Source organism: Patescibacteria group bacterium (genome assembly GCA_038063375.1).
GTDB lineage: Bacteria > Patescibacteriota > Minisyncoccia > Phycocordibacterales > JANLHH01 > JANLHH01.
In genome coordinates, this window is record JBBTVG010000005.1 from 21,669 (window position 1) to 45,761 (window position 24,093).

22 protein-coding genes are annotated in these 24,093 nt (G+C 48.2%); 1 reads left to right on the forward strand and 21 read right to left on the reverse strand.

Annotated features, from left to right (window positions below):
- Nucleotides 1–52: 52 nt before the first annotated feature.
- The 6 genes from AAB523_00870 to AAB523_00895 form a co-directional block, all read right to left on the reverse strand.
- On the reverse strand, nt 53–1,054 hold the full coding sequence (locus AAB523_00870; protein MEK7555821.1) for a PCRF domain-containing protein: 1,002 nt from the start codon (nt 1,052–1,054) through the stop codon (nt 53–55).
- Nucleotides 1,055–1,329: 275 nt separating this feature from the next.
- Nucleotides 1,330–1,626, reverse strand: a complete 297-nt coding sequence (gene rpmE / locus AAB523_00875) for a 50S ribosomal protein L31 (protein MEK7555822.1) — start codon at nt 1,624–1,626, stop codon at nt 1,330–1,332.
- A 36-nt stretch (nt 1,627–1,662) separates the two neighbouring features.
- On the reverse strand, nt 1,663–3,054 hold the full coding sequence (locus AAB523_00880; GenBank protein MEK7555823.1) for a hypothetical protein: 1,392 nt from the start codon (nt 3,052–3,054) through the stop codon (nt 1,663–1,665).
- Nucleotides 3,055–3,158: 104 nt separating this feature from the next.
- Nucleotides 3,159–3,803: a 50S ribosomal protein L25 gene (locus AAB523_00885; protein ID MEK7555824.1), complete on the reverse strand. Its 645-nt coding sequence runs from the start codon at nt 3,801–3,803 to the stop codon at nt 3,159–3,161.
- 73 nt (nt 3,804–3,876) lie between these two features.
- Entirely contained in the window at nt 3,877–4,857 is a 981-nt protein-coding gene (locus AAB523_00890) for a D-glycerate dehydrogenase (protein MEK7555825.1), read from the reverse strand.
- A gap of 10 nt (nt 4,858–4,867) precedes the next feature.
- Complete coding sequence (locus AAB523_00895) at nt 4,868–5,740, reverse strand: class II fructose-bisphosphate aldolase (GenBank protein ID MEK7555826.1); 873 nt, start codon at nt 5,738–5,740, stop codon at nt 4,868–4,870.
- A gap of 147 nt (nt 5,741–5,887) precedes the next feature.
- On the opposite strand from AAB523_00895, the gene AAB523_00900 reads away from it, so the two are divergent.
- Complete coding sequence (locus AAB523_00900; GenBank protein MEK7555827.1) at nt 5,888–6,877, forward strand: carbohydrate kinase family protein; 990 nt, start codon at nt 5,888–5,890, stop codon at nt 6,875–6,877.
- Nucleotides 6,878–7,402: 525 nt separating this feature from the next.
- On the opposite strand, the gene AAB523_00905 is transcribed toward AAB523_00900, so the two are convergent.
- The 15 genes from AAB523_00905 to AAB523_00975 form a co-directional block, all read right to left on the reverse strand.
- Nucleotides 7,403–8,020 carry a lactate utilization protein gene (locus AAB523_00905; GenBank protein MEK7555828.1) on the reverse strand — a complete coding sequence of 206 codons (618 nt, stop codon included), beginning with the start codon at nt 8,018–8,020 and terminating at the stop codon, nt 7,403–7,405.
- 25 nt (nt 8,021–8,045) lie between these two features.
- Entirely contained in the window at nt 8,046–8,351 is a 306-nt protein-coding gene (locus AAB523_00910) for a metalloregulator ArsR/SmtB family transcription factor (protein MEK7555829.1), read from the reverse strand.
- A 64-nt stretch (nt 8,352–8,415) separates the two neighbouring features.
- Nucleotides 8,416–9,402 carry a transketolase C-terminal domain-containing protein gene (locus AAB523_00915; GenBank protein MEK7555830.1) on the reverse strand — a complete coding sequence of 329 codons (987 nt, stop codon included), beginning with the start codon at nt 9,400–9,402 and terminating at the stop codon, nt 8,416–8,418.
- The gene (locus AAB523_00920) at nt 9,395–10,267 is read right to left on the reverse strand and encodes a transketolase (protein ID MEK7555831.1); all 873 of its coding nucleotides are present in this window, start codon (nt 10,265–10,267) and stop codon (nt 9,395–9,397) included. Before AAB523_00920 ends, AAB523_00915 begins: the two co-directional genes overlap by 8 nt.
- 7 nt (nt 10,268–10,274) lie before the next feature.
- On the reverse strand, nt 10,275–10,970 hold the full coding sequence (locus tag AAB523_00925) for a hypothetical protein (protein ID MEK7555832.1): 696 nt from the start codon (nt 10,968–10,970) through the stop codon (nt 10,275–10,277).
- The gene (locus AAB523_00930; protein ID MEK7555833.1) at nt 10,967–11,485 is read right to left on the reverse strand and encodes an RpiB/LacA/LacB family sugar-phosphate isomerase; all 519 of its coding nucleotides are present in this window, start codon (nt 11,483–11,485) and stop codon (nt 10,967–10,969) included. The genes AAB523_00925 and AAB523_00930 overlap by 4 nt, the downstream gene beginning before the upstream one ends.
- Nucleotides 11,486–11,503: 18 nt before the next feature.
- Entirely contained in the window at nt 11,504–11,797 is a 294-nt protein-coding gene (locus AAB523_00935; GenBank protein ID MEK7555834.1) for a hypothetical protein, read from the reverse strand.
- A 137-nt stretch (nt 11,798–11,934) separates the two neighbouring features.
- Entirely contained in the window at nt 11,935–15,621 is a 3,687-nt protein-coding gene (locus AAB523_00940) for a NosD domain-containing protein (protein ID MEK7555835.1), read from the reverse strand.
- Nucleotides 15,622–15,637: 16 nt separating this feature from the next.
- On the reverse strand, nt 15,638–16,669 hold the full coding sequence (gene gap / locus AAB523_00945; GenBank protein ID MEK7555836.1) for a type I glyceraldehyde-3-phosphate dehydrogenase: 1,032 nt from the start codon (nt 16,667–16,669) through the stop codon (nt 15,638–15,640).
- Nucleotides 16,670–16,837: 168 nt separating this feature from the next.
- Nucleotides 16,838–18,271: an Asp-tRNA(Asn)/Glu-tRNA(Gln) amidotransferase subunit GatB gene (gatB, locus tag AAB523_00950; protein MEK7555837.1), complete on the reverse strand. Its 1,434-nt coding sequence runs from the start codon at nt 18,269–18,271 to the stop codon at nt 16,838–16,840.
- 114 nt (nt 18,272–18,385) lie between these two features.
- Nucleotides 18,386–18,721: a phage holin family protein gene (locus AAB523_00955; protein MEK7555838.1), complete on the reverse strand. Its 336-nt coding sequence runs from the start codon at nt 18,719–18,721 to the stop codon at nt 18,386–18,388.
- A gap of 66 nt (nt 18,722–18,787) precedes the next feature.
- Nucleotides 18,788–21,298: a preprotein translocase subunit SecA gene (gene secA, locus AAB523_00960; protein ID MEK7555839.1), complete on the reverse strand. Its 2,511-nt coding sequence runs from the start codon at nt 21,296–21,298 to the stop codon at nt 18,788–18,790.
- Between the two features lie 951 nt (nt 21,299–22,249).
- On the reverse strand, nt 22,250–22,864 hold the full coding sequence (locus AAB523_00965; protein MEK7555840.1) for a rhodanese-like domain-containing protein: 615 nt from the start codon (nt 22,862–22,864) through the stop codon (nt 22,250–22,252).
- Nucleotides 22,865–22,867: 3 nt separating this feature from the next.
- Nucleotides 22,868–23,599: a thioredoxin domain-containing protein gene (locus AAB523_00970; protein ID MEK7555841.1), complete on the reverse strand. Its 732-nt coding sequence runs from the start codon at nt 23,597–23,599 to the stop codon at nt 22,868–22,870.
- Nucleotides 23,600–23,670: 71 nt separating this feature from the next.
- Entirely contained in the window at nt 23,671–24,093 is a 423-nt protein-coding gene (locus AAB523_00975) for a hypothetical protein (GenBank protein ID MEK7555842.1), read from the reverse strand.

The window sequence follows — 24,093 nt, forward strand, 5'->3', positions numbered from 1 at the left end:
CTATCACCCAAGGTCTTTCGGTGCTCCTTAAGGTCGCATCTTAATCTCCGCTTCATTTCTTTCCCGCCTCTTGCAATACCTCAACAATATCATCAATCTCTCCTCTCAAAATGCCTTCTATATTATGCCATGATTCTTTGATCCGGTGATCAGTGACGCGATTTTGTGGCACGTTGTACGTACGAATTTTTTCCGATCGGTCGCCGGTGCCGATCTGCCCCTTCCGCTGGGAAGATGTTTTTCGCGCCTCTTCTTCCTGTTTTTTCTCATCAAGCTTTGCCAAAAGGATGCTCATCGCCTTTTCGCGGTTTTTAAGCTGACTGCGCTCGCTTGTACAACGGACCGCGATGCCGGTCGGCTTGTGAATGATGCGAACCGCGGTCTCCACTTTGTTCACGTTCTGGCCTCCGGCACCCCCTGAACGAGAAAATTCCATTTCCAGGTCAACGGGGTTGATCTCAACGATATGCTTCTTGCGCAGTGGCATGATCGCGACCGAAGCGGTAGACGTGTGGATCCTCCCCGACTTCTCGGTCGCGGGAATACGTTGGATCCTGTGCACCCCCATCTCAAAACGAAGCTTCTTATAGACACCCTGCCCTTTTATCTCAAATGATGCTTCCTTGTACCCTCCCAATGGAGAAAGCGATTCATCCAGTTTTTTATATATCCACCCCTGTTTTTCCGCGTATCGTTGGTACATTTCCGCAAGTTGGTACGCAAAGAGCGCCGCTTCTTCTCCGCCGGCGCCGGCGCGCACTTCAAGAATGATCTCGTTGGGGTACGCTTCCTCTTCCTCTATCGCACCCTGTACCCGAGTGATCTGCGCAATGATTGAATCTTTTTGCGCTCTGATGTCTCGCAATTCATCCTTTGCGAGCTCCGTCATCGCTGCATCTTCTTCGGTAAGTTTCTGTATGTCCCGCTCCTCTCTAATCAGGCGCTCCAATTCGGCCGCTAAGAATTGGGTCTTGGGGTTCTGTTTCAACTCTGCAATATGTTCAATCAGAAACTGATTCGCATCCTGCGAAGATTGTATATTATTGTCGTTCATGATGTTTTTCCCTTTGAGTTCTGGGCAACGAATTCCTTACCTTTTATTATCGCATGATTTCTGTTCTAAGACCCACTGCGCAATAACCTTTTCTACTGCAATGACGAATTTTCGGCTACAAACAACTACACACTTCCCAATGAATACGCCGTATTCACCTCCTCGCGCTTCGCTGTTTTCGCCAGAAAATTCGTCATTTCGTTACGAAAAATTATTACGCAGTGGGTCTATACAAAAACCGCCCAAAAAAGAGGCGGTCTTTGTGTTAAAAGTCGCTATTTTTCTACCGATTGCTCCAGAGGCTTCTCTTTCTTTTTTTGTGCTTTTTCAGCTTTTTTTACCACAGGATTTTTCTTTGGTTTTTTCGGAGCGGCAGCGGCTCTTCGCTGTTTAAATTTCTCCACGCGTCCTGCGGTATCCAGTATTTTTTCATTACCGGTGTAAAATGGATGGCACGCGCTGCAGACTTCAACTCTGATCTCTTCCAAGGTGGATCCCACCTCAAATTCTGCGCCACACGCGCATTTTGCTTTTGCCTTTATATGGTATTGCGGGTGGATATCTTTTTTCATGGCATTAATGTAATTGGCTCAAAATATATCATATTCCTAGCTGGCTTGCAAGATATTGATCTGCGCCTGAATCTTGGTGGCAATCTCCATTACATCATCGCCATAAAATGCGTACGCGGATTTATTCGCGTTTTTCCACCCCGCAAAATAACGGAGCGCCGCAAGGCGTTCGGCGGTATACCCACCCGCCGCCGCACCATTATCTTCCAGAAGGATAGCCGCTGCCATAAAAGCATCCTCCGCCTCCCATGGACTCGGCGGATTGTTCCCCGTGAGTTTGGCAATCCTCTCTTCAAACAACACCCACGTGGAGGGAATGAATTGCGCGGGTCCCATCGCGCCACCGTAACCATACGATGGCGGACAGGAAACAGCCGTATTAAGCGGATCAAAACCGACTCGCACGGCAAGTGTCGCAAACGGATCGGTATCCCGCGGAGATTTCATGACCGTTGGAAAAAGTCTTCCCGTGTTTTTTCCTATTCCGGAACCTGTTCTTAAGTCCTTCACAAAACACTGACCCGTATTTTCTCCGAGATTTGATTCCTGCGTGATGATCCCTAAAATAAGCGCCGCGCGTACACCGGTTTTTTCAGACGCATGCATCGCATACTCAACCGCTTTACCGAACGGGATTGCGGCGGAATCTCGAAGAGAAAAAAGTTCAGCGCGGATTGTCGCGGCGCTTTTTTCCTTTTCTTTTAATATGCCTTGATACGCCTTCTCTTGCCCTTTTGTGGTCGCCAATATCTTATTGCGCTCTTTGCGTTTTTCTTCAATTCTTCCTTTCTGAAGTTCTTGGAGAGTGCGCAGTTCCACCTCCTCGGTTTTTTTCTCTTCCAGCGCATCTCGTTCCTGTGTCGTTATGTTTTTTGCGGTCTCAATGACATTAAACGACTCCTGGAGCGATGCCTTGATCGAATCAAACGAGTCCAGGTCAACAAAAAAAGCAGAGAGGTCTTCATTGGAAAGCACAACCTCAACCAAGGAAAATGAGTCTATTTCGTTGGTTTTGCGTATAAGCTGCGCGAGTGATTCTTTCTCCCTGCCTATCTTATCCGAAAGAGAGCCAATGATCTGTTCTTTGCGATCAATATCGGTACCGAGTTTTTTGATCGTGAGATTGCGAGCCTTGATGCTCAATTGCGCTTCGGCTATCTGCGCGTCCAAAATGGCAACATCACGTTCGAGCGACACTTTTTCGCGCTGTTTCTCCGAGAGTATGTTCCGTTGTGCTTCTATTTCCTTTTCCAATCCCGCCAAGTCATCTTCAAGCTGTGCCCTCCGACCATCAACGGTACTCTGGGTCGACTGCGCGAATGTTGCGCGAATCTCAACTCCGGCGGCAAAAACAAGCCACCCCATCAAGAGAGTCGCCGCGCATATCGCTTTTGTGTATTTCCGTAATATGATACCAGATTCGCTCATAGCACAATTACCTTTCATTGTACCCATGATCGCACGTTCGGGCAATACAAAACAACACCAGACGTTCGCGCATGGTGTTGTGTATGAGGGTAGAGTGTTCCCAATTAGGCCTTCTCGGATGGGGCTTCCTCTGCTTCTTCTTTCTTTCCCTTTTTTTCCACTTCAATGGAAGCAAGATCAATCTCCGGCGTAACAATCTCTTCCTCCTTCTGCTCTGCAATAGAAGCCACCGTTTCTGTCGGCTCGGCGGTTGCAACAACTCCTGCAGGTAATTTCAAGTCTCCCACGCTGATATGGCTATCAAGTAGGGTCAACAGCGAAAGGTCAACCGAAACATCGTGCGGCAGATCTTTGGGGAGCCCTTCCACTTCAAGTTCATAGAACACTTTCACTAAGGTGCCGCCCAAATTTTTTACTGCCAACGATTCGCCTGAAAACACGAGGGGGACGCTCACGGTAACTTTCTTATCCTTATCAATAGCATAAAAATCAAAGTGTATCGGTTCATCGGTGATCGGATCAAGCGCAACATCGTGGATGAGCACATCAACCTCCTTCCCTTCGGTATTGAGTGTGATGACGGATGATTCCCCGGCCTCTTTCCATATTTTCTTGAAATCAATTTTTGATATGGAAATAGGCGTGGACTTCGTTTTGCCGCCATAAAAAACACCGGGTATTTTGCCTCCCGCACGCACTTTTTTGGCATCAATGCCCGTATCTCTCTTTTCTGCAGCTAATGTAAACATGCGCCCTATTGTACACAACTTGCCAAAAATGTCCACCCTGTAAGAAGGGCTTCTTATAAAAATTCGGGGGAAATTACATGGTGACGAGATTAGGGGGTGTTTGCCCCTCCAGTACCGCAATGATATTTGCTGCCGCTATTTCAGACATCTTTGATCGCGTCTCTTCGGTCGCTGAAGCGATGTGGGGTGTCACGATAACATTCGGAAGATCTGTTAAACCCTTCGCTATGATTGGTTCATTCTCAAAAACGTCAATTGCCGCTCCCTTAATGGTGCCGCTCTGGAGTGCCACAACAAGCGCCGCCTCATCAACAACAAGTCCACGGGAAGTGTTCACGAGATATGCGGACGGCTTCATGAGAGCCAGTCGCTCGGCGTTGATGAGATGCTTGGTGGAATCAAGAAGCGGCACGTGCACCGATACCACATCGGCCGCCTTAAGCACTCCTTCCACCGTGTCATGAAAAATAGCATTCGTTGACGCCTCAAGAGCGCTGTTTGCTTTTACGTCGTAATAAATAATATCCATACCGAGTCCTCGGTACGCGCGCTCGGCCACCTGCGCCCCGATCCTTCCCGCGCCCAAGATACCGAGCGTCTTTCCGCGCAGATCAATACCCAAAAAAAGTTCCGGTTCCCATCCTTCAAATTTGCCCGCCCTGAGATAACTATCCGCCTCAACAATACGTTTGGTAAGCGCCATAATCATCGCCAAAGCGTATTCGGCGACCGTTTCGGTGAGAACGCCTGGAGTATTGGTGATGATCACGTTTCTCTCTTTTGCGGCATGGAGGTCTATGTTGTTGTACCCAACGGCATAATTGGCAAATACTTTCGCTTCTGGAGCCGCCGCGAATACTTCGGCGTCTATCGTGTCGGTCAAGAGACAGAGCACCGCGTCATACGGCTTCGCCGAAAGCGCGCTTTTCAATTCCTCTTTGGTAAGCACGCCGTCTTTCTCGCTCACCACCACGTCGTAGCCCTTTTCTTTGAGCATCATGATGCCGATTTCGGGAATGCGGCGTGTCACGAATATTTTTAACGGCTCATTCATACGCTCATTTTTAAACCTTCTGCTCTATATTGTTAAATAATTTCAATCGCTCAAAAACAACTTTTCCGACCGCGTCTTGCGCGGGTTTCATGAGTCGGTACGGCGCGATCTCGTCAGGGTTCTCCGCGAGCGAGCGTTCCATCCCCTCTCGATAAGCACGCCTGATCTCCGTATTGATATGGATAGTGGAAACACCCGCCGCGATCGCCGATTTAAAATTCTCATCGGAAATACCGGACCCGCCATGGAGTACGAGCGGCACGCCCGCCGCCTCTCGTATCTCCTTGATACGCGCGATGTTCAGCTCCGGGTTCTTTGCGTTTCGGAGCATGCCGTGGATATTGCCCACCGAAGGTGAAAAAAGGTCAACGCCCGTTTCTTGTACAAAACGTTTAGCGTCTTCCGGAGTCGTCAGATGTTCTAATGATACGCCTTCCGGTATCTCATCAAGCAGTTTTGAAGAGGTGCCGATGTACCCCAATTCCGCTTCCACTAAAATGTCAGGATTCACTGACCGGGCATACGCCACGCACTCTTTCGTCTTTGCAATATTTTCTTCTATTGATAATTTCGCTCCGTCAAAGATGACTGCGTCAAATTGAGCGTCCACCGCTTCTTTCACTCGCTCCACCGAATAGGTGTGGTCGGCATTGATGAAAATGGGATAATCAAACTCCTCGCGAATACTCTTCACAAGCGCAACAGCCTGTCGCACTCCCACAAAATCGCGCTCACCTTCCGAAAGACCGATAATGACGGGAACCTTGAGGCTTTGCGCCGCCCGAAAAATCCCCCATAGACCCTCAATATTGGAAATATTAAAATGACCAACCGCCACTTTTGTTTTTTCAGCTTCTTTTATGACTTCTCTCATCGATTTCATGTTTCATATTGTACCATGAACGCGCAAGAAAAAAATGGGGATACTACAACGAGAGAGGGTGGTGGAAATCTTTGCTCTTGTGGCCTTAGGTGTGAGTTGGTACTATGAAAGATACTATTACTAATGATAACGAGGAAGCCCCACGATATGGATGATTTTGATTTTATCGCGATCGGCGATATCACGACCGATGCTTTCATACAATTAAGGGACGCTTCGGTGGAAGATGGTATTGATGGACGTAAAAAACTCTGCGTAACCTTTGGAGATAAAATTCAGTACGAAAACGTAGTGGTCATACCGGCGGTTGGCAATAGCGCAAATGCCGCTGTTGCCGCGGCACGCTTGGGGCTCAAGTCGGGGTTGGTCACTAATGTGGGCAGCGATGACCACGGCAAAGAGGACCTGGAATCACTGAAAAAAAATGATGTCGCAATAAACTTCGTGAAAATACACGAAGGGAAATTAAGCAACTATCACTACGTGCTTCGCTTTGGAGCCGAACGGACTATTCTCATCAAACATGAGGCGTATGATTACGCCATACCTGACATAGGGTCGCCGAAATGGATCTATTTGAGCTCGCTTGGCGAGAACTCCCTGCCCTTTCATCATACCCTCGCGAAATATCTCACTGAACGCCCGGAGATCAAGCTTGCGTTTCAGCCGGGAACATTTCAGATAAAACTCGGCTACGAAAATATTCCCGACATTTATAAACTCTCGGAATTATTCTTCTGCAATGTACAGGAAGCGAAACGTATTCTGAAGACAAAAGAAAATGATATACAAAAGCTCCTCTTAGGCATGCGCGATCTCGGCCCGACTATTGTGGTCATCACCGACGGTCCGGCGGGCGCCTACACCTATGACGGCAAAGAAATGTGGCACATGCCCATGTATCCCGATATAGCGCCGCCGGTAGATCGCACCGGCGCCGGCGATTCGTTCGCGTCCACTTTCACGAGCGCGCTCGCACTCGGCAAATCCATCCCCGAAGCGCTCATGTGGGGACCCGTCAATTCCATGTCCGTCGTGCAGTATATCGGCGCGCAAGAAGGACTCCTCTCGCGCTCACAGCTGGAAAAATTCCTCAGGGAAGCCCCCGACACCTACAAGCCGAAACAGATCAAGTAATAAAGGGTATTAAAAAGAAAAAGGGTGACTCTGAAAAAGAGTCACCCTTTGTACAAATTACTGCTGAAGCTACTGCTTAGGACGAGATGCGGCTGTTCTTGTTGGCCTCGACCGTGTATCCCTTGTCCTTGAGGAACTGAACCGAGAAGATCTCGAGCTCGTCCGTGGGGGCAGAGAAGGCGACGCCGCTGTCGGTGGACCTTGTCACCCTTGGCGGTCGTGCCGTGGTAGGTCTTCCAGTTCTCGAGTGGGATCGACTCGAGGTTGATCATCACTTTTGAACCATTTTCGAGCTGGGCCGGAACACGCGGTTTCTTGAACAGCTTCTTCATGCTTTTTCTCCAGTAGTTGAAAGAACATTCATTGTTGCCGGATGGCAAAAATGAAAACCGACCGAAAAGGTCGATTGGAAATTATACTACACCCTAAGCATTTTTTTGTCAATACGCAGCACAAAACGAAACATCGCAGGGTTTAACCCTGCGATGTTTCGTTTTTTCAACAAGTGAGAAATTTTAGAGAGGACTAAAATCCGAGCTTTTCTTTGACGAGAATCATTCGCACAGTGCGTCCCATGAACGCAGGTTCGCGGAGAAATGTGAACGTCTTCGCCAGCACGGTGCCACCCATGCCAAGGTCCTTCATGCGATTGTTCTCAAGTGGCACCACATGCTCGTTGAGACGGCTATAAGCGTCATTATAGGTTGGCGCTATTTTTTGCACTCCTGCGACAAAAATGAGATTGGGAGAGGTAGATACTATCGGAGGCAACTGGCTCCCCGATGCCGAAGCGATTATCATTTCGCCGGTTTGCGCAATCGCGTGAACACTACCAAGATAGTACTCGGAAAAAATGGACTCGTTGCGCAACTGTGCTTGTTTTGCGGGATCTTTCTCCGCGAGCACGGCGGCATGCAGGTTGTTGTATCCATGCGTGTCTCCCTTTAAATACTCAATAAGTCCTATCTCCTCAAGCGTGGTTGAGGAGCCGTTATTGATGCTCGCCCCTTTGGGAATAAGCTCTTTTACTTTCGCGAGAGCTTCGGCGCGGTCGTTCACTACGAACACTTCCACGCCTCGTTCGCGCAAGGCATCTGCGGTTTTATTGATAACCTCGGTACTCGGGATTGTATTGTATTCCATATATTTATATTTATTGTTGTTAAATCTATTTCTTTTTGCTCTTCTTGTCCTTGTCTTTGCCGACACCTTGAACGAGCTTGTGCAAAAGCTTAGCCATGTATGCAACATTGATAGAGTAATACACCTCTTGGCCGCGCCGCTCGTCCATCACTAAGTCCGCCGCCTTGAGCACTTTGAGATGCTGGGAAACGGCCGGTTGCGAGAGTTTGACCCTCTTCACCACAACAGAGACCGTAGAGGGGCCGTTCATAAGAGCTTCGAGCACGCGGTAGCGGTTCGCGTTACCGATGCCTTTGCCCAACTTCTCCATTTCGTCGCATAACTCCGACATATGCAAATATTATTATATATCTATATAAAAGTCAACGCATTCATCAACTGCGCTCAGTATCAAATTACTTCTTTTTTATAGCGGCTTTGACGGCCTTTTTGATTGAGGCGATGCCCATGCCGTAGTGTTCTATGAGCTCATCCGGAGTGCCGGACTGGCCAAACTGATCTTGCACGCCGATGAATGTGATGGAGGTCGGGTGCGCGGTCGCCAAAAATTCCGCTACCGCCGAACCCATACCGCCGTATACCTGATGCTCCTCCACCGTAATGAGCGCTTGATGTTTTTTTGCAAAATCCAACACCCCTTTTTTATCAAGCGGTTTGATGGTTGCCAGATTCAAGACTGACACCCCGACACCCTCGTCTTCCAGTTCTTTCGCGGCCATAAGCGCGTTGTACACGAGCGCGCCGCACGCAATAATACCAACTTGGCTTTTTATTCCCTTTTTTGGCTCAAAATAAACTTCCGCCTTCCCTATCTTGAATGGTGTCGCCTCAGTGGTGATGACCGGTGTTTTTTCCCGCGCTAAACGTATATACACCGGCCCTTCCATTTTTGCCGCAGCCAAGGTAGCTTTTTTCGCTTCAATAGAATCGCACGGCGCAATGACCGTCATACGCGGAATCACTCGGGTAATGGCGATGTCTTCAATTGCCTGATGCGTACCGCCGTCAGGACCCACCGACACGCCCGCGTGCGCCCCCGCGATCTTTACGTTCGCATTGTTATAGCAAATGGTCGTTCTGATTTGCTCCCAGTTTCTTCCCGGAGAAAACATGGCATACGAAGCGATGAATGGAATCTTCCCCATCGCCGCAAAACCGCTCGCAACGGAGGCCATAGACTGTTCAGCGATTCCCATTTGAACAAAGCGCTCGGGAAATTCATTTGAAAAAATGCTAGTTTTGGTGGAGTCAGTCAGGTCGGCACACAGCGCGACTACGCGCTTGTCTTTCTTTCCCGCCTCCAAGAGCCCCTCGCCATATCCTTGCCGAATGGGAACCTGCTCAACGTCTTTGCTGAAAAGTTTTGGATTAAGTTTACTCATGTTCTGATTTTATTTTACCCCCAAGTGTGCGGAGTTCGGCAAGCGCCATCTTCGCCTCCTCTGCGTTCGGCGGTTTGCCGTGCCATCTGAAGTCGCGTTCAAATTCTTCCACGCCTTTGCCGGGAATGGTATGCGCAATGATCAGGGAAGGTTTGTCGTATGCGGTTTGCGCCTGTCCCAACGCATCATTGAGCACTTCAAAATTGTGCCCGTCTACTTCCTGTACATGCCAGTTAAAGCTTTCAAATTTTTCGTAGAGTGGCTCCAGCGGCATAATGTCCCACGTGTAGCCGTCTATCTGAATGTTGTTGCGGTCAACGATCGCAATCAGGTTGTGGATCTTTTCTTTGCCGGCTTGCATCGCCGCTTCCCACACCTGTCCGCAATCAAGCTCACCATCGCCCATCAATACGTAAAAATGTTTTCGTGATGTCATTTCCCTATTATCCATGCGGTCAGCAAGCGCCATGCCAACTGCCTGTGAAAGACCGGAACCCAAAGGGCCGGAGCTGGTCTCAAGGGCAGGCAGCCACTCTCTGTGGGGATGTCCCTGCAGGCGTGAACCGAATTTTCGCAAAGTGGCGAGCTCTTTGAGAGGAAGAAAGCCTGCATGTGCCATCGCGGCATAGAGCACCGGACAAATATGGCCGTTGGAAAGGATGACACGATCCCGATCGGGCCATGAAGGATCTTTGGGCTTTTGTTTTAATATATGAAAATAGAGTAGCGTGAAGATATCGGCCATACCCAAAGGGCCGGCAGTGTGTCCGGAACCTGCCTCCACGAGCATTTCAATCACCGACTTTCGGATCTCATTTGCCTGCAGTTCCAATTTTTTTACTTTATGATCGCTTAAATGTGCCATAGCGTAATTACTCCTCGTACATTCCTTCGGGATGGATGTTTCTGAAGTCGTTAATAGTTTTCTCTATGTCGTCGCTTTCAAAAATCGCGGATCCGGATATGAGACGCTCCGCGCCGGCACCCACCAAGAATGGAGCGATTTCCAAACTCACTCCTCCGTCAACACTTATTATAATATCCGGATGCTCTCTGCGCAACGTGGAAATCTTTTCAATAACGCGCGGATCAAACGGCTGTCCTTGGGAACCGATCTTTTCAATGCCCATGAATTGCACAAAGTTAATCCTCTCAATCCATTCTTCCAATTCACTATTGGGCGTGTCTATATTTATCGCGATGCCGATCTCCGTATCCATATGCTTCGCCATCTCAATGATCTCGCCCATCTTCTCCGTAGACTCAAGGTGCACAACAAGGCGGCTGAATCCCGCAAAAATAAAATCTTCTATGTGTTCTTCCGGCCGCTCTATCATGAGGTCCGCTTCAAAATAAAAATCCTCCCAAAAGGGCAACCCTTCTTCCTCTCGAAGGATCTTTTGGAAGTGCTCCTGGTCTCCCTTATAGTACGGCCAGCTTGGATGGGGGGCAAATTTGCCGTCCACTATGTCGATTTGAACTATGGGCGCGATACCGCGCACCTGGGCCAGTTTCTCCTTGAGGTCTTCAAAATCTTCCGGAATGATTGCGGGAAGTATCTCAATCATAGATTGGAAGATAAGGAACCGTGAGGCATATTGGCACCCTCGCCCAATTCATCAATTTTTTTAATCCTCCTTTGGTGCCGTGCGTCTTCGCTAAACGACGTTTCAAGGAAGAGCATCACCGCCTCTTTCGCCTCCTCTTCGTTCATGAAACGTGCGGCGAGTGAGAGAATGTTTGCATTATTGTGTTCACGAGACAATTTCACGATATCAAGAGAGCCGCCTGCCTCGCCGGCGCGAAGGCAAGGCGGGCCGTAATACACTATCGCGCGTACACCGGCTACTCTGTTGGCGGCAATAGCCTCACCTTGGCCTGATCCCCCCAGCACGATTCCCTTGCTTCCCGGATCCCCGGCAACCAATTTTGCGGCAGAAACGACAAAGTCCGGATAATCATCGGATTCGTCGTATTGGTACGCACCAGCATCAAAAACTTCGTACCCGCTCTCGGCAAGAAACATTTTTAATTTTTCTTTGAGTGGAAACCCCGCATGATCACTGGCAAGATATATTTTCATAGGTTGCATAAATAGTTTTTACTCCCCCCTCAACTTCCACGATTTGATGCCGATGATGAGGAGCGAGATGATGAGGAAGAGTGATGGAAGAAGAATTGATGCCAACTGATCGTCAGTCGGACCACTTATCCAGCTGCCGGTAACCGGTGTATTGTTGAAAGTAAATAAAAGAATGCCGAGCATGAGCGGAAAAGCAACGACTGCAAACTTCGCCCATGCAATGAATGCTTCACGGCGAAGGAAGAAAAGTATCAACGTAATAATGAAAGGGGTGGAAAATGCAATAGCTATCGGATCGAAAAAATGTGTCATTTCCACACAGCCACGATACTCTACTGTATTTTCTGTACACAGAAAATTTCTAACAGGGATCCTTATGAAGATAGTGGATACGAACAACAAGGATACCGCAAACAAAATCGCTATTATTTTTTTCTGCTTCATAGTTTTTATTCTACCACATTAGCCTTGATCTTCTCCACAATCTCTATCAGGCTCTGAGCATCTTCTGTTGAAATCTTTTGCTTGTCTTCGTCATCCTTGTCGTGCCCGCGACCATCTTCGCGATCTTCCTCTTCGTGCTTATCGTTCCCATCTCTTTCTTTCTCTTTCGTATTCTTTCTGATTTCCTCCTTGAGTTTGCTGAGTATCTTGTCCAGCTCTTTTGTCGCTTTTTTGGGTTTCCCTTTTTCCAATTCTTTCTTCGCTTTTTCAACCGACTCCATAAGGTCTTTCTTTAGACCTCTCTGTATGTCCATCGTGTTGATAATATCTTCAAGAATTTGGAGTGAAAAGACACTGGTATTCTCACCTTCGCCAATGGAAACATCGGTTGTGCCGTCTCCATTAACGTCAATTGCAAGAAGAGAGGTAGTAATATCTCCTCCGATTTGAACGGTCGCGGTGGTGCTTGCCGTTACGGGAATATCTTCATAGAGAACAGTGTTTGTCATCTCTTCACCGATCACTTCTTCAATTTTAAGCGTAAATGTGCCAAGTGAAAGTCCGTTCAATTGAACCATGGTAGTTGAGGCATTGCCTCCGCCGGTATACTGCCCCTCCCCGATCTGCCAATAATAGCTGTTGGGAATCTGCTCTTCAAAAAGTTCAATATCGGACAACGGATCAGGGTTTGGTATTGAGCCCGTATGGCGACCAGATTCATCATAGAGATGTAGTGAGACGGGTGAATGAGCGCTTATGCGCAACCGCTTGATGGTGTCTGAAACGGGCGGAGTAGATGATGAAATGAAAACGGGAAGCATGCTTGTGGCCCCACGCTTAATGAGAGTGGTAATGAGATCTTGAAGGGGATCAATTTCAAGAATATTTTTGTGGGAACGACCACTAATTTCAGGCAGTAGAAATTCTTCTTCGTTATATTTAAATATATCAACATAATACCTCTCCCCTCCCAATGCTTCAGCTGATACAGAAACAACTGTCCCATCTCCTTCCGATGTGATGAGCGGCTGCGGATCAATGACGTCTACATTTTGGCATACCGAGAGATCTTGGGTGCACACATTCTTTATTGCCGCCGTATATCGAACGCCACGCAACGTATCAAGCCCCCAGCCGACCACTTCAATAACGTCAATTCCTTCCGGTGGTGTCCATGCATCAAGCTCTTTGTGGCGCTCTTCGGCATTCACCAAGAAATGTTCTTTGAGAACGTTGGGGATATTCACTTCACCCGAAAGGGGTTCAGCTCTACCGCCGTACTCACCGCGGAGAAATCTGCGTAACGTATCATAGTCTGAAATGGAGTCACTGTAGATAGCGCGAAGCGCCTCTGTTACGAATGTGACGGCATCAAACTCAATGACCGGACGAATGGACGTGCCAAGACGGTTGAAATACTCTTGTGACGGAAGAAGAGTATATGCGCTCTTCATATTCTCCGCCATCTCACGGGTAGCTTCCTTGCTGGGAAAACCAATAGGAAATTTTGCTCCGTGAAGCATTTCCAAAATCGCTTTCGGCGTTCCGAGCTCCGGAGCGGCAATCATAATAATACGGTCAACGAGGTGCGCTTTCCCTTGCCGTTCCAATTCATTCATTAATTCCTTTGCCACCAAGCCGCCGTTTGAATGCGTAACGAGCGTTACTTTGCCTGTGGGCGAGGTGCTTGCCATCTCTTCAATGCGCGACACCATAGTGTATCCGCTGTTTTTAAGGGAGATAACGCGGGTTGCTACGTCTTTGATATCCATCCGCCAGTCATACGGCAGTGACTGAAATTCTTTGATGTCGCCATTGGCAACCATGGCATTCATGTGCGCAAGAAATCCTTTGTAAATATTGACAGTATATGCCTCATCAACAACATCGTTGGTGTAAATATCAGGATCAATACTTTCTCCCGTAATCGGCGAGAGAGCGAGCTTTCCTACATCGTTGTTTGTGTTTGGTGTCCACAATTGATTCTCAAAGAGTCCCTCCTGTACGTACAACCGGCTCGCTTCAAGCCCCGGCAGAAACGCCACATTGGAATAGCCGGTTTGGAAGAAGAGAGTGCCGTCAGCAGGTAGATACAGAGTGGTGCTTGCGCTCTGCGCTTCAAAATAATATTGATACTTCCCTTTTGGGAATGTCGAGGTGGCGATATATTGTTCACCGTTGGTAAAAATACCGTCGCGAAGCGTGGTGCTTGCGGACGCCATGTCGGGTACCATTGAGAAACTTGTTGTCGCGGTGCCATTTCCCACAAACACATTCATTCCGCTGGGCGCAGTAGCGCCGGTATACACCGCCTTAAACACCATGGGTGTAGAGCTCGCTGTCCCCTTGTTCGGATGCACGCCCGAACTTATCGCGTCTGCCGCAAAGCCATCTTCTTCGGCGTAGGAGAGCATTAATGAAACATCAGGAGCACTTATCCACCCGTCCTGCGTTATCCAAGGGAGAAGGTCGGAATTAAACCGGTCAAGAACAAGGGGTGTGTCGCAGAAACTATCGGCGTTCGTGTCTGCACAGCCTTCTGCTGGTTTGTCATAAGTGTCCCAGTAGTTGCCGCCGTCAGGAAGCGCGCGATTAAAAAGACTTACGCTATTGAAGGAATTTATGTGGCGAATCGCGCTTGCAAAAAAGTTATTCTGAAAAATCTCGTTGTTCTGGGAATACTGAAGATTCATCGCATAGAAACCGTGGTTTCGGATGGTGTTGTTGTGGATGATGTTGTTGTCAGAATATTGGAGAGCCATGCCGATAGGTCCATTTTCTATGAGATTCAGCGTAATCGTGTTTTTGTTACTCCGGGAGAGAGAAATACCGCCGTTCGAATGAAAGTCTGTGATGATGTTTTGAGAAAGAGCATTCCCGTTTGAAGAAACGAGGAAAATACCGAACGGGAGCGTGGTGAACGTATTCTTTGTGATGTTGGTGGACGAAGCGGTATCCAGAGAAACACCAAAGGCGCCTTCAGCGATAGTGTTCCCTTCGATCGTAATCCCCTCCGATGAAATAAGCGCGATGTTGTCGCGGAAATTTTTGATTGCGAGGTTTTTGATGGTGACTCCTTTCCGCCCCGAGAGAAAGACCCCCATGCCGGAACCTGGGCCGGAAAGCATATATCCTCCGCCATCAAGGGTGATGCCATCGGAGTCAATCTGAATAGTTTGAGCGAGGTTTCCGGTGAGCACGCAGGTCTTTGCAATGCTATTCCAAATCCCAATAGAAGCGCAGTCTCCTCCCGTTGCATCGTCGCGGATAAAGTACGTGCTCTCCCGTGGTTGGATAATGAGGAAATTTTTATCGTTGAGGTTTTGTGTGAATACGCCGCGACCCGTGCCATCAGTCGTGAACGTGCGCTTATCGTGATAATCGTTTTCGTAGAGGAAATAGGTATGTGCCAGTATTAGACCGGTAAGTACGATTTCGGTGGAAGAAGCGATAGTAAGGGGTTCAAGACGTATTGTTGCTGTATCAAGAGCGGAAACAAGGCGTACACGAAGCGGCTCTGTGCTCGTGAACGTGAGAGTGTCTACGTCGTTTGTTGCTTCAAAGTACGTATCTTCCCCTTCAACGATAAGAGGAATAGTCTGCGCAGACACACCAAAAGAAAAAAGAAAGAAAAGCGCCCCTGTACCAAGTGCTTTGAGAACTGTTTTTTTATTAGTGGCGCTTTTTACCATTTCCTGTCTTTTTTGACTATTTCAGATATTTTCCGCTTGCAATCACATGCTCCACCAGCGAATGCGTATACCCCATTTCATTGTCGTACCACGCGACCACTTTTACCAAGTTGCCGCCCACGACGCGCGTAAAAGCAAGATCGGCGATAGAAGCGTGCGGATTGCCGATGATATCGGAAGAAACGAGCGGCTCTTCAGTAACGGTAAATACTTTTCCCCATCGCTTTTCGCCTGCCGCTTTTTTTAATATCGCATTCACCTCTTCTGCGCTCGTATCTCGTTTGCTCACGAACGTAATGTCAGCAATGGAGCCGACCACGATCGGCACACGCATCGCGATGCCGTCAAACTTTCCCTCAAGGTCTTTGATAACTTTCGTGGTGGCGATGGCGGCGCCTGTCGTTCCTGGAATGATATTTTGCGCCGCGGCGCGTCCTTTGCGGAAATCTTTCTGGTCGGGAGAATCCACTATTTTTTGCGTCGCCGTGTATCCGTGCACGGTATTCAAGAGCGCTTTCTCAATACCGAGTGCCTCATGCAATATCTGCATGACCGGACTGCCGGCATTCGTGGTGCATGACGCGTTGGAAGAGATCTGGCATACCGCAAGCGCCTCTTCGTTCACACCCATAAGCACCGTACTGCCGGAGACCCCCGCGTCTTCCGGATTGTCTTTGATCGGCGCAGATACGACAACGCGCTTGGCGCCCGCCACCAGATGTACTTTTGATTTTTCATAACTGGCAAAGATACCTGTCGATTCCAGTACGATATCAATATCAAGGTCGCCCCACGGCAACTTGCTCGGTTCTCGTTCACTTAAAAAAATAACTTCTTTACCGTCAACAACAAGCTTCCCCTCTTTGACGACAATCTCAAAATCACTCTTGCCATATGCCGTGTCGTACTTCAGAAGATATGCCAGATTTTGGATATCCCCCAAGTCATTGATAGCAACGATCTCAAGCTCTTTACGATTCTTTGCGATTTTGAAAAACGCACGTCCGATGCGTCCAAAACCATTAATGGCCACTCGCGTTGTTTTCATACGTACTTTAAAGATTATTCAGTAATTACCATTCAGTATACATGACAGCCACGGAAAAGAAAAAGCGCTCTAGAATGGTACTTCCGTGGGGTATTACTTACACAGAATCTCCATAGCAACACTACGAAAAACAGCCCGGGAGGGCTGTTTGAGTCACGCCAAACGCAATTACAGATTTTTTAGTTTTTCTTCAAATATTTTTTTGAGCGCAGCGGGATTTGCCGCGCCGCTAGTCGCTCGCATTCCCTGTCCAACAAGATATTGCAGTGCCGCTTCTTTGCCCGCCCTATAATCGGCGGCAACCTGTTCGTTCTCGCTGATGATCCGCAGAACAGTCGCTGCCAATTCCCCTTCGTCACTTTTTTGGAAGAGTCCTCTTTGCTGTGCGATGGCACGCGAATTGCCGCCTTCCGTGACAAGTATTTTCAAAATATCTTTCGCGCCACGGGAAGAGATCTCTCCTGCGCCAGTCATCTTCATTAACTCCACAAAATCCTCTATCTGTGGAAGCCTGACTCCTCCCGCAGAAGGAGAAAGGCCCACCAAGTCAGAGGTGATGTAGTTTGAAGCAAGCGCGATTGCCTTTTTGTCGCCCGAAAGCGCCGAAGCCACGCGTTCAAAAAATGCTCCGAGTTCCCGGTCAACAATGAAGCTTTCAATATCTTCATCTTTAATGCCGTACTCTTTTTTATACCGCTCTCGTTTCTCCCACGGCAATTCGGGAAGTTCCATGTTTTGGAATTCCTCTATCTCGCTTATTTTGAGCTTCGGCAGATCAGGATCCGGAAAATAGCGATAATCTTCGGAAGTTTCCTTGAGGCGCTGAGAGAAAGTAGCTTGTTTTTTCTCATCCCATCCGCGGGTTTCCTGTAACACTCGCTCTCCTTTTTCAATCACCGTGATCTGTCTTTCTATTTCATAGTTGATGGCGCGCTCCACCACGCGAAACGAGTTAAGATTTTTCACCTCCACTTTGGTGCCAAACGTGTCCGTCGTGCTCACCGACACGTTTGCTTCCACGCGCATCTCCCCTTTCTCCATATTCGCGTCGGACGCGCCGAGGAAACGCAGCAAGAGCTGAAGCTCTTTCGCGAAGGCAACCGCCTGCTCTGCGTCTTTCACTACCGGCTCCGTCACCAGCTCCATCAAGGGCATCCCTGCGCGATTGAAATCAACAAGGCTGTACCCGCCTTGACTCGTCTCCGGCGAGGCAGGATCCCCTTTTTCGTGAGTGGAACGCGCGGTATCTTCTTCTAAATGCACGCGTGTGATCGCTACCCCCTTGAGCAATCCTCCCGAGACGAGTGGATATTTATATTGGCTGATTTGATAGCCTTTGGGAATATCGGGATAAAAATAGTTCTTCCGATCAAACTCGGTGAAGTCGGCAATGGTGGCACCGATCGCTTTTCCCACCTTGAGAACGTGTTTGACCGCTTCCTTATTAATGACAGGCAAAGTACCCGGATGCGCCATACATACGGGGCAAATATTCACATTGGGGCGTTTCTCCTCGGGGTCGTTCTTGGAGTTGCAGAACATCTTGGTCAGTGTTTTCAACTCCGCGTGCACCTCCAATCCTATCGTTGCTTTATACTCCATGGTTTCACCTTATACCAAAATATCTAGTAATACAATTGTGCGGCAAAGGTTGAAACAACAAACGCCACGCCAATCACTATCAAAAAAAATTCTGCCATACGCCTTTCCGGTATCTTAGTCCAAAAGCTCGCTACTTATATAACTTACCGCGGACACCACAAGCGAGCCGAGGAGCGCGGCAAGGAAACCCTCCACGGAAAATCCTTTCACGATCGTTGAAAGGAACCAAAAAAGAAACCCGTTGATCACGAACGTAAAGAGTCCTAGCGTCAAAAGATTGATCGGAAGCGTAAGGACGACCAGAATGGGTTTTAAAACAATATTTACCACCCCTAAGAGTACAGCAACGATGAGCGCCGTATAAAACGAGGTCACGGCAATGCCCGGCACGAGATATGCCGCAAGTAAAAGCGAAAGTGCGACGATGAACCATTTTACGATTATGCGCATCATAGTGTGGTAATTATATCACAATTTTCTTCCACGATACCCATATCAAGGGTAGTCCTTGATATTTTATTTCCCATGGCAGTTTTTGTACTTCACCGGTGTTCCGTCTGGCCTTTTCGCTCCGCATGGACACGGGTCGTTGCGCCCCACTTTTTCCCCTTCTCGTTTTATCGTACCAGCCGAAGCACTGTCGGTCGGGCGCGCCACGTCGCCTATGAGACGCGCGTTCTCGTGCACTTCTTTTAACTTTTGCTCTTCGTGCGCGAATGCGCCGGCGCCTATGTTCGGCAAGAGTTCCATAAAGTGAGACTTGACGCTGTCCTGCATGTCGCGAAAGAGCCGCAATCCTTCTCTTTTGTATTCAACGAGCGGATCACGCTGGCCGTATGCGCGAAGGTTGACCGAACTGCGCATATAATCCATCGCTTCCAGGTGTTCCATCCACAACATGTCCATTGTTTGGAGCGCTAGTTTGCGCACTCCGTCCCAGAATACTTCTTCCCCGAGTGTTTGTTTTTTCTCCTCAATAAGTTTTTTAAGATCCTCTCGCCCTTCTGTAATTTCATCCAAAAACTCGCGCGCGTACGCGCCATCCCCGCGTAAAAGTTTCCCTCGGCGTTCGTAGACGGTCTTGCGCTGTTGGTTCATCACGTCATCATAGGCGAGAACATGTTTGCGCGCGTCAAAATTGAACCCTTCTATCTTCGTTTGCGCGTTTTCAAGCGCGCGGCTGATCATTTTGTTCTCAATGGGCTGGTCTTCGGGAATACCAAACCTACCCATCATCGTTTTGATCGCGTCAGATGCAAACACGCGCATGAGCGTATCTTCCAAAGAAACGAAAAATTGCGTTCCGCCCGGATCGCCCTGACGCCCCGCTCGTCCGCGGAGCTGGTTGTCAATGCGCCGCGCTTCGTGCCGCTCGGTTCCCAGCACGAACAACCCGCCGAGTCGCTTTACCTCTTCGTACTCTTCCTGGCTCGCCGGGTTTCCGCCAAGCTTAATATCCACGCCGCGTCCCGCCATGTTCGTAGCCACGACCACGGACCCTTTTCTTCCGCCTTGAGCGATGACCTCTCCTTCACTTTCATGCTGTTTGGCGTTGAGCACCTTATGCGGTATGCCCTCTTTGTTCAGATACGCGGAGAGCAGCTCGTTTTTTTCAATAGAAACCGTACCGACGAGTACCGGCTGGCCTGTGTCGTGAAGCTCTTTTATTTTTTTCGCGACCGCTTTGAATTTTCCCTGCTCTGTTTGGAAAATCAGGTCGTTCCCATCAATACGCGCCACCCTCTGATTGGTCGGGACGGGAATAACCTCAAGTCCGTAGACTTTATAAAATTCCTCGTGAGAAGTAAGCGCCGTACCGGTCATGCCGGAGAGCTTTTTATAGAAACGAAAATAATTCTGAAACGTGATGGAGGCAACCGTGCGTGATTCCCTCTGCACCTGCACTCCTTCTTTCGCCTCGATCGCCTGATGGAGCCCCTCCGACCAACGCCGCCCCGGCTGGAGGCGTCCGGTAAATTCGTCCACGATGATCACCTCGTCGTCGCGCACCACGTAATCTTTGTCGCGCTCAAAAAGCGCCTGCGCGCGCACTGCCGTTTCCAAATGGTGAACATATTTGATGCCTTTTTCGGTATAGATATTTTCAACCCCGAGTGCGTGCTCGGCTTTTTCAATCCCGCTATCGGTGAGCTGGATCGCTTTCAGTTTCTCATCAACCGCGTAATCTTCGTCCTTCTTGAGATGCATGGCAATGCGGGAAAATGTCCTGTAGAGGTCTTCGGACTCCTGCGCGGGAGCGGAAATAATAAGTGGAGTACGCGCTTCATCTATCAAGATGGAGTCTATTTCGTCCACGATCGCGTAGTTGTGTTCTCGCTGAACCAGCGCGCTTTTCGTGTATACGACATTGTCGCGAAGGTAATCAAAGCCGAATTCGTTATTCGTACCGTAGGTGATGTCCGCCTCATACGCTTCACGCCTGGTGCACGGGCGCAAGAATTGGTGAAATACTTTAAACGAGCCGAGTTGATCACGCTTTTCGTCCAGTTCTTTGTGGGTTGGGTCATATATGTATGATGAGTCGTGGTTGATGACCGCGATGGAGAGTCCCAAAGCGGTATAGAGCTGACCCATCCACACCGTATCTCTGCGCGAGAGATAGTCGTTCACGGTAACCACATGCACACCCAGGCCCTCGAGCGCGTTCAAATACGTCGGCAGTGTCGCGACCAGTGTCTTTCCTTCACCCGTCTTCATTTCTGAAATATTTCCCTGATGAAGAATGATCCCTCCCATGAGCTGAACATCATAGTGCCGCTGTTTCAGCACGCGCTTAGCTGTTTCCCTTACGACCGCGAAAGCTTCCGGAAGAATATCGTCCAGCGTTTCCGCGGGACCCTCTTCTGAGCGAAGCCGCTTGCGAAACTCTTGCGTTTTCGCCTTCAGGGCATCGTCGGAAAGCGCGCTCATTTTGTGCTCGTACGTATTGATCTGTGCGACAAGAGGCTCAAGGGTTTTGAGCTTCTTCGTAGTACCATCTCCAAAGATTTTACTTAAAAACTCCATAGTTTTCCTCAATATTACCATAAAAACAAAATCCCCCCTAGGGGGGATTTTGAGAAGACTAGAAGAAAATTATTTCCTCTTGCGAGCTTTCGCGCGCTTTTTTGTGGTCTTCTTTTTTGCTGCTTTTCTTTTCTTTGGAGCAGCTTTCTTTCTTTTTGCGGCCATATATAAAAAACTGTTTTTAGGTTTATAAAAAATCGACCTCATGTATGCTCTCTAAAAATTAAAAAACTTTTAGAGCAACTAACAACTTGAAATGAAAAAATCGTTTATGAACTTTTTCTAACTTAATTATCGTACATTCAGAAATAAAAACAACAATATTTCGTGCTCATGTGTGGATAACTTTTTGAAAAACATTTTTTAACAAAAAAATATTTTTCTTTTCTTTTAACCATAGAGATATATTTTTACATACGTGCGGTTCATGCTCACGTCACTTACTGGAGTGCGAACAAAAAAATTCCACCGCGGTGGAATTTTTTTGTTCCTGTACATCTATGGTCGGCGGGGGCGGCTCCTAAACAAATGTCTTAAGTGAGTGCAGCCGCCGACCATAGATGTACACAAACACGTACACTCACTAGTTCATATAGTATACCTTTTTGTTAAGTTTTTTCTAGTTACTAGTTGATAGACACGCCCCGTGAGTTACTTTTGGCATGGCACAAAGTGCGTTTCTTTCAGCGCAATTCCAAAATCTACTACGGGGCACGCAAAGTCCCGCCGAAGCGGGACCTTACGCAGACATTCGTTTGTTTTGGAGCACCACATAGCACTCACACCACTATACTACCCGAATTCCCTAAAAAGTCAACCGAGCACCACTTTTACTAACTTCTCCATTGGGTATCTGCGGAAACAATGATTACATTATGCACCAAAAGTTTCATTTGTTTCAAAAGTAAAAGTGGTGCTCCGGTCAACCCCCTAGTATCTCCATTCATATTACTAGCAGCTGAATTCTCCCTCGCCGCACGCGGAAGGAAGTTCGCGTAAAACGGGAATACCAGGTTCTTTGCCTTTCCAAATATAATCTTCGGGTTTTGTCGTCTTCCATTCGTGTTCATGATTCCACAGCGTCCAGAAATACCGCCATTCATTCCATCCGATGCCGAGCGTTTTGACATAGATGTCATTTTCAACAAGCATTTTCCCGATCTTCCTCCCCGTCATGCAGGGAATACTGTAACAATAGGTAACGATCTCTTTTCCGGGATTAGCCGCGATAAGCTCCCGGAATTGCCCCACGATTCGATCCACTTCTTCATAGGCGGGCGTGTTCGGGTCCGTGTACGCGGGAATATTCACGGCGCTTATGATATGTTCGCGCTCGTACTCTTGCGGGCTTCTCAGATCAACAATGACAATACCTGCCCCTCCTTTATCCAATTTTCCCCGCAAACCGTGTGGACTCACATGCGCCGCGTTCTCAACTTCATAAAATTCCTTGATGAGTTCATTGGTGCTCGGCTTGTATGATTTTTGCATTGCAAAAAACGCCCCGCCGCCCGCCAAAGCTCCGACAACCGCCGATATGAGTATGATTTTTACGTTTTGATTCATATATTATTGTTTTATCGCCTGTTCAATGATTGATTTAAACTCTCCGTAATTTCTCGGGTTTTGCAGCTTTTTGCCGTTGAGAAAGAAAGTTGGCGTTCCACTGATCTTGAGAGAAATGCCGCCGTTGTAATCTTCATTTACTTTTTGCTTCACTTCCTTTGAGTCTATGTCGCTCCTGAATTGTTCGCTGTTAAGACCGAGCGACTCGGCATATTTCACAAAACTATCAACCGCGTTCTTTTGATTTGACCATTCTTTTTGATTTTCAAAGAGAAGGTCGTGCATCTCCCAGAATTTTCCTTGCGCTCCTGCTGCCTCCGCCGCGCGCGCCGAGAGGTCGGCGTTCGGGTGGATCTGACGGAGAGGAAAATGCCGGTACACAAAAGCAACATCGTTGCCAAACTCATCCACCAGCTGTTTCACCACCGGATGGTACGCGCCACAGGCGGGACATTGAAAGTCGCTGTATTCAACAAGCACGATCTTTGATCCGCTGTTGCCCTTGACCCAGTCCGACGAAGAGATACTTAAGAGAGCGGATGGTTCGGAAGGCGTGAGTGTAGTATTTTTTACTAATCCCCAAACAACCCCTCCGACAAAAACCGCCACGAGAAGCCACACGGCTATTTGCTTAGCTTTTTTCATTCGTTCCATTCGCGTTTGCCTGGCAAGCTTCTCCTCCCGCCGCGACTCTATGCTCTCCTTCGGAGATATCTGTTGGTTTTGTTCATCCATAATCATTGCAGTATATCAAATGATAGGAATAACAAACAAGGGGCAATGAGAACCGCCGCCATTATCTTTCATTACTTCCCTCTCAACTTCCACGATTTGATGATAATAATGAGGAGAGAGATTATGAGGAAGAGTGATGGAAGAAGAACTGATGCCAGTTGGTCATCAGTTGGGCCACCTATCCAACTGCCCGTGACCGGCGTGTTGTTGAAGGTATATAAAAGAATGCCGAGCATGAGCGGAAACACAACGCCCGCGAACTTCGCCCATGCGATGAACACTTCACGACGGACGAAGAAAAGAATGAGAGAAACGACAAGAAGAGGGAGAAAAGACCAGAGAAGTGGTTCTATAACGTTAATTATGGAGGTTATACATTCACGTTCCTTGATACTTTCCTCCACGCAAAAAAAATCTTGGACAGGAAAAAATAATGCTCCGGTAAACAAAGCCGAAACAACAAATAATACAGGCACGATTTTCTTTTTATTCAT